The organism is Olivibacter sp. LS-1 (assembly GCF_008245145.1).
Taxonomy (GTDB): domain Bacteria; phylum Bacteroidota; class Bacteroidia; order Sphingobacteriales; family Sphingobacteriaceae; genus Olivibacter; species Olivibacter oleidegradans.
Genome location: NZ_CP041643.1, coordinates 5,676,290 through 5,689,905, shown reverse-complemented (window position 1 = coordinate 5,689,905; position 13,616 = coordinate 5,676,290). Strand labels below are relative to the sequence as shown.

The window sequence follows — 13,616 nt, the reverse complement described above, 5'->3', positions numbered from 1 at the left end:
TCTTGATACTTATTACCTGATACTCGCTACTAATAAAATATGGCTAATTTAAAAGAAGTTAGAAATCGAATTGCATCTGTAAGCTCTACACAGCAGATTACAAGAGCCATGAAAATGGTGTCAGCTGCGAAGTTAAAGCGCGCTACCAATGCGATTGTACAATTACGACCTTACGCTGAAAAGTTGAAAGACATTTTAGCTAATTTATCAGCTTCAGTGGAAGGTACTTCTTCTCCGTTTATGGCTGTTCGGAAACCAAAAAAGATTTTACTGGTTGTAGTAACTTCTAACCGTGGTTTAGCGGGCGCTTTTAACGCAAATGTGATAAAGGCAACCAATCTGTTGATTACCGAGAAATATCAAGAGCAACATCGCAAAGGAAACGTAAAGATTATTGCTATTGGAAAGAAGGGACAGGATTATTACCGAAAGAATAAATATGAGGTTTTAGGTAACCATACTGAGCTGTTTTCGAAACTGAATTTTGAGAATACCTCAAAGATCACCGAAGAAATCATGGATGGTTTTATAAACGGTGAATTCGATCGAGTTGAACTTATCTATAATCAGTTTAAAAATGCTGCTGTCCAATTCTTAAAGACCGAGCAACTTTTACCTTTGCTTCCTGCTGAAAAGGATGAAGCAAAGACTTCTCAGAATGTAGTCGATTATATTTTGGAGCCGTCGAAAGAAGAGATTATTCAGGAGTTAATACCAAAGTCCATAAAAATACAGTTATATAAGGCGGTTCTGGATTCGCATGCTTCTGAGCATGGGGCCCGGATGACTGCAATGGATAAAGCTACCGACAATGCGGGGGAATTGCTTAAATCACTTAAGCTTTCTTATAACCAAGCACGTCAGGCGGCTATTACTACTGAGCTTACTGAAATTGTCAGTGGCGCAGCGGCTTTGTCCAACGGCTAGTAAGCTACGACTATTTAAAAAAGGCCTCAGCAATACACTGTGGAGGCCTTTTTTTATTTGAAGGACAGACCAGTCTTATTATCCGTTAACAATGGTTATGCGACCGTAGGAAGCCATGAAAGTCTATTAAAGAGAACGTTTATGAATAACACCGTATTGACTAGCTAACAAGCGTCCTTGCTATTTTTCTACTTAACTACGTAACAAAGCACCAAATATTTTTATTCCATCAAAAAAAGTTTATTTTTGCATACAAAGAAATTATTATGGCAAATTCAGCAGAGCAGAGACCTCACGTCAGTACCGATAATAATGCAAATCAGACTCATTATTACGTAACCTTAGTTGTGGCTATAGCCTTTGGCTTAGCCGGTACCTTTTTCCGTTTCATACAGGATTCTTTTTTGTTCACTTCCATTTCTAATATTCTATTGATTATCGGTAGTTTTATAGCTTTCCGTACGGTTTTCAGAATAATGAAATAAAGCAACCGAATCTTAAAATATAAGAAGGCGTGAAAGTTTTTCGCGCCTTTTTTATTGCCGGTAATTTCAAAAAAATCTTATAAACAAATGGTTAGCAAATATCTATTTACAGTGAGTGTTCTCTTTGCTATAGCAAGCGCCCATGGGCAGGAGTTCCATCGGGATTATACCAATGCGGTTTTATGGCAACAACAATCGGGAGAATATCGGGCTTTATGTTTTCAGGCCTATAATTACGCGCATAGTAGCCTTGATAAGGCCTTAAAAAAGTACTCGAAGTTACCTAAATGTGTTATTGTAGACATCGATGAAACGTTATTGGATAATTCTCCGCAAAGCGGTCAGGCTATTCTATCGAAGAAAGCCTTTGATTTGGCTGAATGGAAGCGTTGGACCGGAATGGCCATTGCTGACACGGTTCCTGGAGCGTGCTCATTTCTCCAATATGCCGCTTCAAAAAAAGTCGCAGTTTTTTATATCAGTAATCGGGATCAAAGCGAAATTCCCGCCACCATGCAGAATTTGAAGCAATTTGGATTTCCTTATGTCGATACGGACCACCTATTGTTTAGAGATAGTACCTCTAATAAACAATCAAGAAGAAACCAAGTGGCTAAAACGCATCATATAGTCATGTTGGTCGGTGACAATTTAAGTGATTTTTCTACCATTTTCTATCAAGAAGATAAGGATACAAAGAAAGTGGTGGATCAACATGCGGGGAAGTTCGGAACCACGTTTATTATGCTTCCAAACCCCATGTATGGGGATTGGGAACAATCTTTATATCCAAAAGGGAATTTAACAGAAGCAGAGAAGGCAACTATTCGATTGAAAAAAATAAAAGGCTATTAAAGGTCGCTGTTTTGCTTAAACCTATTACCGGATTTTCTGTCTAATTAGCAGCTGAACAAGTTAAGTGATAGAAATAGCTATGCGTTTTTGGCGAACAATTGACAAAAAACGAGGTTATCATCTATATCAAATTAGATATGGTTATGAAGGGTAAAATGATTTTGACACTCCTATTACTTTTGGTAGGTAGTACATGGGGATTTGCCGGTTCTCAGGATTCGGTGCAACATATTCAAAAACTAGAGATTGGGCATAAGAAGAAAAGGAGCTTCACTACAAAACGTCAAGATTCTACTTTGGTGCTAACTATCGATACATTGATTATGCAAGACAAATCTTCCCTTGAATTCTTCGGAAAGAAAAAGGTGAAGCTAAAAATTCACTATGCGGAAATTCCAAAGCAAGCTTATATTATTGGTACCGATAGTAAGAACAATGGGTCGGATATGGATATTCAAATCCATTTTGCAAAACTTGGAGCACTTTACGTATTAGCAGGAGGACGTGATGCCAACAATGGGACACGTACTTACCCTAACGGGAACGGCGGAAATGTTACATTCCGCTACGATAAGTCGGGCATTAACCCCCAGCAGGAAGATAAAGAGCAAACTGCTTACTTACGAATAGATACGCGGGCCGGTGGTTATCGAGTAAATCCCCAATCCGATCTATACAATATTTACACACAGATCGGAATGGGAATTCGGGCTGGCGGCGGCCGGTTAGGCGGTGTGCCTCAAGGACAAATCTATTCCGGATCCCCGGGTAAGGATGGTAAAGTTACTGTAGAAAGCTTCTAACTGAAATCGGATAGCGATTAGTTAATGCCTTTATAGCGAGCATCTCGCAGTAGTTGTTGAGCATCTTCAATACGGAGTAAGTCCATTAAAGACGTTTGAGGATGCGCTTCCATATATTTTTTTACTATTTGCCAGCCTAAATAAATACCTAACTTCGGCGCTGACTCATTGTGACTGCCGAGTTCGGGTGTAAAAGGAGCTTCGCCAAAGTGTTTCTGAATTTTATAGTAGTCAGTTTCGTACAGCAAATTTTCCTCTAAAAACCAGGCCCATATATCTTTTTCGTAAGTGTTAGCCCAATTTATCTGCGCGGTGGTATAGCCGATTTTTAAACTATCAGCTAGGAGAGGCATCGACCTGTCCATGAGGTACATGATTTTTCCATTGTACAGCATTAGATCCAGCATACTTGGATTTCCTTTATCCGGTTCCGGAAATAGCTCTTCCCGCAGGTAAGTTTCAACCGTACGAGGCACGATATTCTCCTGCGTAAATCTTCGCGATATATAGAGTGGGATGCTTTTAACTAAAGCTGGATAAAACGGCGAGTTGGCACCTAGGAACATGTCTAGTCCAATACCAATATAATGCTCGTTAATGGGGGATTGGACGGTGAAGCCTGAGAAAAAGGCGATGAATTTTGGAATCTCTATGTTTGGAAAATAATACTTTAGATGTTTAAAGGCAATCGTTAGCTGCTCTTCTTGTGCGTTTAAAGTTGGATAAGTTTGTGAAATACTTTTTTTCAGCGCTATAAAATCACGACTCTGTAATATTTTTCTATAATTGTTGAAAAGCTCCGAGGTGTCTTGTAGATTTCCTGCTTGGAGCATATGCGTTATAAAGTCGCTATAAAATTGATCGTATTTTTTTTGCCATTGCGAATGCTTTTCAGATAGGTTATACGCGGTAAGGCTATCCAAGGATTGGTCGAAACGTTCGATTTTAATGTCAAGTTGGATGTTGCTTACATCAGGCTCTTGCCTATGCTTACATGCCATCAAAGTAATAGTCAAAAAAAAGAGGTAGATTTGTGCGCCTTTCAAATTAAGTGCCTTCATGCTTGTGATGATAGGCCGCTAAATTAATAATATAAAAAGTAAAAAGTGGAAAGGAAAGTTTATTTCGAAGTACGTGGAATAGGGAAATGGTTGAGTAGAGGAATAGTTGAGTAGTTAATGAGCCGATTAGCCAATGTGATGATGGGCTTATGCAGGCTTAAAGCATATTGTTTATGGCTTAGAGCTGATAAAATGGTTGAGTAGTTAATTAGCCGGTTAGCCAATGTGATAATGGGCTTATGCGGGCTTAAAGCATACTGCTTATGGCTTAGAGCCTTAGTACAGTAACTGTAATACGTCAAAGCACTCGACACTCAACGTCTCAACCACTTAACGTCTTGACCATTCAACATTTTAACGACTAACGTTTTTTAATAACTTCAACGAATAACAAAAGATCAATGAAAATAAACATACCATTTAAAAAATTGGCGCTTATTACAAGCATATTTTTTTTCATGTTATCAAGTGCTAATAGCCAGGATTACTATGCATCAAAGTATGATAATAAGCGTATCAGTTTAGGAATTATGTTGTCGCCCAACATTAACTGGTTGCGGTACGGCGACTTTGATGTGAAGTCAAATACAGCTAAAATAGGTTACAATTACGGCTTAGTCGCCGATTTTGCGTTTTCAGAGAATTATTATTTTTCAAGTGGTTTGTTGATTGATAACTTGCGCGCTCAATCAGAAACCTATCAGAATGGACCTGAAGGGAACGATTTTGTGATCAATAACTATCGATTACAATATGCCCAAATTCCCTTAGGCGTAAAACTAAAAAGCACCCAAAAATATTATAGAAGTTATTATGGCCAGTTCGGCTTTACTTTAGGCGTTAAATTAAGTGCGAAGCAAGAAATATTAAACAGTAACAGGGTCGTAGTCCAAGAATCCAATAATATGAAAGGTGGCGCCGATATTTTCAGATTAGGTCTCCAAATAGGAGGAGGGGTCGAATGGCTGTTAGATCATAATTTGCGGCTTATGACGGGACTAAGCTTTAATAACGGATTTACACGTGTCATTAAACACGGAGGGGCTAATAATTCTTATTTTGCCTTTAATCTTGGTATACTTTTTTAATAAACGGATAGGTTCAGTAACATATGATTATAGCGATTGCGCAGACAAACTACCATATTGGTAATTTTGAGAGAAACACAGAAAAAATTATAGCAACAATAGCTGAGGCTAAAAGGAAAGGCGCTGATCTGGTGGTGTTTCCGGAAATCACAATAGGCGGCTATTTAGCTAAAGATTTATTTCGATATCGTTCTTTTCTGGATGCCTGCGAGACAAGTATTGAACAGATTGCGGCATCTTGTGTTGGGATCGCCTGTATTATTGGTGCTCCTGTAAGGAGTAAACTGACCAAAGGAAAGCAGCTATATAATGCTGCGCTTTTTATCGTAGACGGAGCGGTAAAGGACACGGTTCACAAAACCCTTTTGCCGGATTATGATGTATTTGACGAATACCGGTATTTTGAACCAAATAATACCTTTAAGTGTGTCGATTATAAAGGGAACCGCATTGCACTTACTATATGCGAAGATCTATGGAATGAGCATTTCCCTTCCCTCTATCCGCAAGATCCCATGATCGAACTGGCAAAGCAACAGCCGAACATTATGATCAATGTCGCCGCTTCTCCATTTTCTGAAAGCCATTTTGAAGCTCGCTGCGCCGTTGTAACCGCCCATAGCAAGCGGCATGCATTGCCTGCGCTGTATGTCAATACCATAGGTGCTCATGCAGACATTATCTTTGATGGACGTTCGTTAGTGTTTGATGAGAAAGCTAAATTGATAGATGTGCTGAATCCTTTCGCCGAGGATCTTCGTTATTACCAACTCAACGGGAAAGAGCTTGTTGCACGACAGTTGACCACTGTTTATAAAGAACCTGAGTCAATTGTTAATATTCATGAAGCTTTGGTTCTCGGAATCAAAGATTTTTTTGCAAAATCGGGCTTTAAAAAAGCCATATTAGGATTGTCTGGAGGCATCGATTCTGCAGTGGTTGCGGCTTTAGCCTGTGAGGCATTGGGATCTACGAATGTTATGGGAGTGTTGATGCCTTCCATTTATTCAACCGGGCATTCCGTAGACGATGCCATGGATTTAGTAGGGAATCTAGGGTGTTTACATGAAGTGATTCCGATTAAAGAGGCGACGGAAGCTTTCGATAATATGATGGCGAAGGCCTTCAAAGGAAAGGAAAACGATATTACCGAAGAAAACATACAAGCACGTGTACGTGCAATCGTTTTGATGGCTATGTCTAATAAGCATGGCTATATTTTATTGAACACTTCTAATAAAAGCGAGGCAGCCGTTGGTTATGGAACCCTCTATGGAGATATGGCCGGTTCCTTGGGTGTTATCGGCGATGTACTCAAAACGAAAGTCTATCAGCTTGCCCATTATATTAACCGTAACGGCATTGTTATTCCGGAAAATACTATTACTAAAGCACCGTCGGCTGAATTACGACCCGATCAAAAGGATTCGGATTCGTTGCCTGAGTATAACGTGCTCGACGCGATACTGCATCGTTATGTAGAACTTGAGATGAGCAGTAAAGAAATTATAGCTGATGGTTTCGATGAAGTTTTGGTACAACGTGTTATTAAGTTAGTAGTAGGTTCAGAATTTAAGCGATTTCAGTCGCCTCCCATTTTACGTGTTACACGAAAAGCATTTGGCGTAGGTCGGGCGATGCCTTTGGTAGCTAAACATCCTTTTTAATGTAAAATATTGTTACAATGCATTAAATTTTTCTAATCTGTAGCAACTTGGCATTAAATTCGTTATTTTTATAACACAATTGGGAGGTAAGTAAAATGAAAACAAAGTGGTTCCTGTTGGTTGTGGCAGTCGTGATGATAGCTGCCTGCTCACCATATAAATACTATACAACACAGAGTAAAAACGGGGCTTTTTCTCAGTATAAAACCTATGCTTGGTTACCGGGATTAGATTCGCTTTCTAAATCGTACTACAATAACTCAATAGCTGAGGAGAATATTTACGAAGCAGCGGATGCTGCGCTGAAAGCGAGGGGTTTGACTTATGATAAAAGCAATCCTGATTTGCTCTTTAGATATAAAGCGATCGTAAACAACACCAGTAGAACTATCTATGCGCCAATGTATGGCGGATGGGGTTGGGGCTGGGGTTGGGGTCCTTACTGGGGTTGGGGCATGGGAGGTGCTGTCGGTAGAGAGCGCTATCGTGCCGGTCATATTATCATAGAGGCAATCGATGCCAAAACAAAGAAGATTGTATGGCAAGGAAGAGGTACGGGTGAAGTTAGAAATCCTGAAAAAGCAGTAAATGACCTGCCGGTAGTTGTGCAAAATATTATGAAACAATATCCGGTAATGGCCCAGAACTAAGAATTTTTTAAGTGATGATTTGAAAAGGGGTTCTTCTGTTAGATTGAGCCCCTTTTTTAGTTTATAGTTGTGGTCTATACCGTCATGCTATTCTTTATTTGTTTATTCCAGTACTTATGAACTGACTTCGTTCATTATCACATGCGCTAATTATCTACTGAGTGATCTTCTACACAACAACGCAACCTCATGGGCTAATTAACTCATACCTCATCGACTAACCACTCCACGACCAAACCGTTTAAAAAAAGTTCCCAAAAGTAAAACCAAGTAGATTGCACATCCAAAGCAAGCTGCATAAGCAAAATAGTCGCCCGTTGCTGTATAGAACGTTATTTCTTCATTCAGATTAATATCTGCTTTAAGCGCAGTTGGTACCCACCATTCGCTCTGGCTAACGATATCCCCCCGTTGGTTGATAAAGGCTGAAATACCCGTATTAGCTGCCCGCGCCACCCATCGTCGGTTTTCTATAGCTCTCAATTTAGCGTAAGCCAAATGTTGGCTTTTACCGGAGGTGTTGCCCCACCAGCCGTCGTTTGTGATTACAGCGATAAATTGAGCGCCCTGTCGTACGTATTCAGCTACATAATTTCCCCAAATGGATTCATAACAAATGACGGGGGCAGCTCCAATGCCGCTTTGCGAGTAGAAGACCGAAGGTTTTTCTTGCGAACCATAACTCCCGGTGCTACCGCCGAATGCGGCAAATAAAGGTTTTAAAAAGGATAGATACGAAAATGGTGTTTGTTCAACACCTGGTACCAATTTCGATTTATGATAGAATTGCACTTTTGAGGAATTGTCAATTAGTACGGCAGCATTAAAAACGTCATAGTATTTGGATACGTTACTGAATTGACGAGCAGATGGTGTCTGAAGCGAATCGTACAACTGCATTGATTCAATCCCGGATAATACATTTCCGTTTTTATAATTATACAGAAAATCCCGTATGCGAAGATAGCTGTCGTTATTCCTTATTTCCTCTTCATTTACTCCGGGCGGTCTTTCAGGAATTGCTGATTCGGGCCAAATAAAAAATTCGGTATTTGTTTGTGCTTTATCTCTTGATAGTCGAATAAGGTTCTCAACTTGAGTGGCGACAGGTATATTGCCGAATTTGCCATAGGGGTCAATATTTGGTTGTACTACCACCACATTAGAGGGATTTTCATGCTCCTCATACGAGAAATATTGTACTAACGAAATAATAGATGGAATTAGAACTGCTAAGGCAAAACGTATAAATTGTTTGAAGTTTAGCGTGTGTTTGAAGTTTAGCGTGGAAGTTTTCTCATAAATTCGTTTACGTAGTACAAGAAATAAAGCAATGTTGCACAACCAGATCCAAGCCGTTCCGCCATAAACTCCGGTGTAGGCATACCATTGAATTAATTGATGTGTATTGGAAAAACCGTTTCCCAAGGTCATCCAAGGAAATGCGAGATCCCAGCTTTGATGGAGATATTCATAACCGATCCACAAGCACACAAGTCCAACGAGGCTACCGGATACACTATATCGTTTTCTGAGTTGATAGTAGAGCTTAAATACGATAGCTATCATTAAGGCGGCCAAGCCAAAAGGTATTAAGCTAATAAAAATAGCGATATAGGCTGGCATTACTGCACTTATTGCATTATATACCCAGTAAATTGAAGTTGTATTCCATATCAGCGCTGTAAAACCGGCTAAAAGAAATATTTTTTGTCCTTTCTTTGTTGTGTCATCTAAAATAACACGTTCAATAGCCATTAATAAAGGGACGAAAGCTATCAAAAGAAGTAGAGCAGAATAAGGAACGGGCGGCCAGCCCAGCCATAATAAAAAGGCACTTATTAGGGCCCAAATGTAATTGTTCTTCACCTTAAAATTGAGATAGGATTTCGTTTTTCTTATTTTCGTATTCGGCTTGTGTAATTAGCTGCTTTTCAAATAGCGTTTTCAGCTTCTTCAATTTGATGGTTACTTCGTCCTCCTGTTCGGCGGATGTTTTAAGGACCGGCTCTTCTTCCGGTTTCAGTGGTGGTTCAATAGGTAATTCCTCCGGTAATGATTTTAACATAACAGGAGGTGTCGCGGCCTTTTTTAATTCTATTTCTCGTAGACGTTGCTCTTCCCGCTTCCTTTCGAGTGCTTCATTAGCTAGTTGATAAAGTTTTCTAGCTTGCACTTTCGGAATATATTCTACCGTTAAGTTCTCGCCACTTTGCGGAATTACCGTAAATTTTGCTCCAAAGAATTCCTCTTTAAACGTCACATCTTTTACATCCTGCCAAGTAAATATCTCAAAATTGGTAGTAAGACCTAGTTTAGCAGACTCACAAAGAATGATTCGCTTGCTGGTAATTACAACACAATCAGGTAGCAGTGTAACCGCTGGTTTTTTTTGTACAGCAATATAAGTGATCACTTCACCGGAAGTAAGCATGTCTTTTAACTTGCTTACGAGTTTTTCTACCACTTTAGGGTCTTGTTCCTCGTTTAGATATTGTTCTATGTACATCTTTTAAGTAAAATTCAAAATTCAAAATAAAGAATATAGGGTAAGTCGTTGAGACGTTAAGTCTTACATTCGACCATTCCCATTTCCTAATCAACTTACTCACAACTAAGCCATGCTAATTTACGATTTTCCTGCCACACAAATTACAAACTCCCCTTTTATCGGATTGTTTTTAAAATGTGTCAATACAGTTTCGATGGTGCCCCTTACATTTTCCTCGTATATTTTACTGATCTCTCGTGATACAGAAATGAAGCGGTCTTTCCCGAAATATATACTAAATTCCTCCAAGGTTTTTAGAATGCGGTGGGGCGACTCGTAAAAAATAGTAGTTCTTTCTTCGTCAATGAGCGATTTGAGTTTTGTTTGTCGGCCTTTTTTTATCGGTAGAAAGCCTTCAAAGACAAAGCTGTCCGTAGGTAATCCCGAATTTACCAATGCCGGAACAAAAGCTGTTGCGCCGGGAAGGCAAGAAACTTCCAGTCCATTTTTTATAGCTTCTCGGACTAACAGAAAACCAGGGTCAGAAATGGCGGGTGTTCCCGCATCGGATATGAGTGCTACTTTTTTACCTTCTTTTAAAAAGCGAATAATCTCGTTCAAGGCCTTATGCTCGTTATGTTGATGGTGAGCATAAGCCTTTTTATCAATCCCAAAATGCTTGAGAAGAGGCGCACTTGTACGTGTGTCCTCAGCCAAAATGATATCAGCCTCTTTTAGAATACGTATGGCACGGAATGTCATGTCTTCTAAATTGCCGACGGGTGTTGGAACGATATAAAGCATTTGTCTGTTATTAAGATCAAGTCATGGGTGTGAGGTGTCAAGAGATACCTGGATGCTACCGATGGCTTTTTATGAACATATCTTACTTACTTTTAAAGATATCAATGAGCTCGCTTTTTGCCATCCCTACAGGAGGGCAGGCCATCCCTACGGGAGCCAAGTTTTTGAATTTTTACTTTTTACTTTTTACTTTTAATATCTTTGTCTGCAAAAATAAGAATATATGTTGCAAATTAGCTATATCCGCGAGAATAGAGAGGATGTGATTAAGCGCTTACAAGTGCGTAATTTCGGTCAATTGGAATTGGTAGATGAAGTCATTCGTTTAGATGAAGGCATTCGTTCCATCAAAACCCGATCAGAGTCCATTGCAGCGGAAGGTAATGCAGCAGCGAAACAAATTGGCGAATTAATGCGTCAAGGGAAAAGAGAAGAAGCGGAAGAAATCAAAACCCGGTCAGGAGAATACAAAGAACAGCTAAAAGTATTAAACGAAGAGTTAGGCTCTTTGGAAGAGCAGTTTTTTCAGAAAATTGTTCAATTACCCAATCTCCCCTACAAAGATGTACCCATGGGTAAAACAGCGGAAGACAATGAAATTGTATTGGAGCACGGTGAAAAGCCTGTTTTACCTGAAAATGCGTTGCCACATTGGGAATTGGCAGCCAAATATGATATCATTGATTTTGAGTTAGGAGTTAAGGTTAGTGGGGCTGGTTTTCCTGTTTATAAAGGAAAAGGAGCTAAACTTCAACGCGCTTTGATCAATTTCTTTTTGGATCAAGCAATTGAAAATGGTTATCGGGAAGTACAGGTACCTATTTTAATCAATGGGGATTCGGGTTTTGGAACAGGACAATTACCGGACAAAGAAGGGCAAATGTATTATGTAACCGATGATGACTTATACCTTATTCCTACAGCGGAGGTGCCGGTAACCAATATGTATAGAGGGGAGATTCTCAAGGAGGAGGATTTTCCTATAAAAAATACGGCATATACACCTTGTTTTAGACGAGAAGCCGGATCCTATGGAGCACACGTTCGAGGATTGAACCGGTTACATCAGTTTGATAAAGTAGAATTGGTTCAGATCGTTCACCCCGAAAAATCGTATGACGTATTGGAGGAAATGAGCAAGTATGTGCAATCACTGTTGCAAAAGCTACAACTACCGTACCGAGTGTTACGCTTATGTGGCGGGGATATGGGCTTTGCCTCTGCTATGACCTATGATATGGAAGTATGGAGTGGCGCACAGCAACGATGGTTGGAGGTTTCTTCTGTTTCTAATTTTGAAACTTTTCAAAGTAACCGTTTAAAGGCACGATTTAAAGGACAGGATGGGAAAATGCATTTAGCCCATACACTCAATGGAAGTGCTTTGGCGCTTCCGAGGATTGTTGCTTGTATTTTGGAGGAAAACCAAACAGATCAAGGAATCAAAGTTCCATCGGTACTTGTGCCTTATACAGGTTTCGAATGGATTGATTAAGAAAAGTGGAATAGTTGAGTGGTTAATTAGCCGATTAGCCAATGGGATGATGGGTTTATGTGGGTTTAAAGCATTACTGTTTATGGCTTAGAGCTGGTAAATGGTTGAGTGGTTAATTAGCCGATTAGCCAATGTGATAATGAGCTTATACGGATTTAAAGCGTTACTGGTTATAGCTTCTTGGTACTGTAACTGTAATACATCAACCACTAACCACTAAACATCTTAACTAGTTTACCACTCAACAACTTAAGATATATGCTTCATCAATGTGCGCTTGGCCAGCGGTAACAATGTCTGATCGAGTGGAAAAGTAATATCGCTTTCCACATGGTAAACCGCCGGATTGGGTAGCTTTTTCCGTTTGTGTATAAGATCTTTACGAATCGACTCCGGTGTTCCGTAAAGAAAATGCCGATCGTATTTGGTAACGTAATGCATATGAACGCCACGATATTTTTCGTCTTTTCCTTCAAACAAAGTCACTTGATATTCATATACTAAAATGCCTTTCTCATCTCCGTTTTTTAATAGCATATATCCATTATATGGGTAAAGCGGCATTACTCCAATCGACTCAATGGTCAAACGGCTCTCTACAAAATCATAAATCTCTTTTCCTTCTTTTAAGACGCTACCTAACTTTACGATAGCGTAACTGATAATGCGTTCGATCTCCATCATTAATTCATCGTCGTTCACTAGCTTTTCATAGGTTAATTTTACTGCTTCCGTATCGGCATGGGTTAAACGCACCGGAAAAGAATCTTGCAGTGTTGTCTTATCCTTCTTGAACTTTTGTAAATTATTATAATGAAAGACCAAATCATTTAAGTTAGGATATAGCCTGTTTTTGTGGAAATGATGGTTGATTTCTTTAAGATAGGCTAAAAGGTGATATTTCTTGTATTCAAAATCCAAGGGAATTTCGATAAACCAATCGGCATTTAATTTAGACATATTAACCTCCGGTTTTATATGTTTAAGTTATGAAAAATTTATCGAATATACAAATCAGCTATCCATCAGCTTTTTTACCTGTATTAAAAGCAACTAACTACTCAACCATTGCCGATGCTCTAAGCCATAAGCAGTACGCTTTAAGCCCGCAATAAGCTCATCATCACATTGGCTCATCGGCTAATCAACTAGTTAACAATTTCCCTACTCAACCATTGCCGATGCTCTAAGCCATAAGCAGTACGCTTTAAGCCCGCAATAAGCTCATCATCACATTGGCTCATCGGCTCATCAACTACTTAACAATTTCCCTACTCAACCATTGCCGAT

At 39.5% G+C, this 13,616-nt stretch carries 13 protein-coding genes; 8 read left to right on the top strand and 5 right to left on the bottom strand.

Annotation, left to right across the window (positions count from 1 at the left end):
- Positions 1–39 precede the first annotated feature (39 nt).
- The 4 genes from atpG (at position 40) to FKG96_RS23725 (ending at position 3,070) form a co-directional block, all read left to right on the top strand.
- Positions 40–927 carry an ATP synthase F1 subunit gamma gene (gene atpG, locus FKG96_RS23740; protein WP_013668417.1) on the top strand — a complete coding sequence of 296 codons (888 nt, stop codon included), beginning with the start codon at positions 40–42 and terminating at the stop codon, positions 925–927.
- Positions 928–1,193: 266 nt separating this feature from the next.
- Entirely contained in the window at positions 1,194–1,412 is a 219-nt protein-coding gene (locus FKG96_RS23735; RefSeq protein ID WP_013668416.1) for a hypothetical protein, read from the top strand.
- Between the two features lie 87 nt (positions 1,413–1,499).
- Complete coding sequence (locus FKG96_RS23730) at positions 1,500–2,267, top strand: 5'-nucleotidase, lipoprotein e(P4) family (protein ID WP_130858569.1); 768 nt, start codon at positions 1,500–1,502, stop codon at positions 2,265–2,267.
- A 155-nt stretch (positions 2,268–2,422) separates the two neighbouring features.
- Positions 2,423–3,070, top strand: a complete 648-nt coding sequence (locus tag FKG96_RS23725; protein ID WP_246860327.1) for a hypothetical protein — start codon at positions 2,423–2,425, stop codon at positions 3,068–3,070.
- A 17-nt stretch (positions 3,071–3,087) separates the two neighbouring features.
- On the opposite strand, the gene FKG96_RS23720 is transcribed toward FKG96_RS23725, so the two are convergent.
- Positions 3,088–4,131 carry a gliding motility lipoprotein GldB gene (locus FKG96_RS23720; protein WP_130858567.1) on the bottom strand — a complete coding sequence of 348 codons (1,044 nt, stop codon included), beginning with the start codon at positions 4,129–4,131 and terminating at the stop codon, positions 3,088–3,090.
- Between the two features lie 401 nt (positions 4,132–4,532).
- On the opposite strand from FKG96_RS23720, the gene FKG96_RS23715 reads away from it, so the two are divergent.
- The 3 genes from FKG96_RS23715 to FKG96_RS23705 all read left to right on the top strand — a co-directional run bounded on the left by FKG96_RS23715 (position 4,533) and on the right by FKG96_RS23705 (position 7,536).
- Positions 4,533–5,219, top strand: coding sequence for an outer membrane beta-barrel protein (locus FKG96_RS23715; RefSeq protein ID WP_130858566.1), 687 nt, complete (start codon positions 4,533–4,535; stop codon positions 5,217–5,219).
- 23 nt (positions 5,220–5,242) lie between these two features.
- On the top strand, positions 5,243–6,886 hold the full coding sequence (locus FKG96_RS23710; protein ID WP_130858565.1) for an NAD+ synthase: 1,644 nt from the start codon (positions 5,243–5,245) through the stop codon (positions 6,884–6,886).
- A 95-nt stretch (positions 6,887–6,981) separates the two neighbouring features.
- On the top strand, positions 6,982–7,536 hold the full coding sequence (locus FKG96_RS23705) for a DUF4136 domain-containing protein (protein WP_013668410.1): 555 nt from the start codon (positions 6,982–6,984) through the stop codon (positions 7,534–7,536).
- A 210-nt stretch (positions 7,537–7,746) separates the two neighbouring features.
- On the opposite strand, the gene lnt is transcribed toward FKG96_RS23705, so the two are convergent.
- The 3 genes from lnt to rsmI all read right to left on the bottom strand — a co-directional run bounded on the left by lnt (position 7,747) and on the right by rsmI (position 10,831).
- On the bottom strand, positions 7,747–9,405 hold the full coding sequence (gene lnt, locus FKG96_RS23700) for an apolipoprotein N-acyltransferase (protein WP_130858594.1): 1,659 nt from the start codon (positions 9,403–9,405) through the stop codon (positions 7,747–7,749).
- A gap of 1 nt (position 9,406) precedes the next feature.
- Positions 9,407–10,045, bottom strand: coding sequence for a PH domain-containing protein (locus FKG96_RS23695; RefSeq protein ID WP_130858595.1), 639 nt, complete (start codon positions 10,043–10,045; stop codon positions 9,407–9,409).
- A 120-nt stretch (positions 10,046–10,165) separates the two neighbouring features.
- Complete coding sequence (rsmI, locus tag FKG96_RS23690; protein ID WP_013668407.1) at positions 10,166–10,831, bottom strand: 16S rRNA (cytidine(1402)-2'-O)-methyltransferase; 666 nt, start codon at positions 10,829–10,831, stop codon at positions 10,166–10,168.
- A gap of 223 nt (positions 10,832–11,054) precedes the next feature.
- On the opposite strand from rsmI, the gene serS reads away from it, so the two are divergent.
- The gene (serS, locus tag FKG96_RS23685) at positions 11,055–12,326 is read left to right on the top strand and encodes a serine--tRNA ligase (protein ID WP_130858596.1); all 1,272 of its coding nucleotides are present in this window, start codon (positions 11,055–11,057) and stop codon (positions 12,324–12,326) included.
- A gap of 249 nt (positions 12,327–12,575) precedes the next feature.
- Here the strand turns inward: serS and FKG96_RS23680 are convergent, their stop codons facing one another.
- The gene (locus FKG96_RS23680; protein WP_013668405.1) at positions 12,576–13,286 is read right to left on the bottom strand and encodes a hypothetical protein; all 711 of its coding nucleotides are present in this window, start codon (positions 13,284–13,286) and stop codon (positions 12,576–12,578) included.
- Positions 13,287–13,616: the final 330 nt, after the last annotated feature.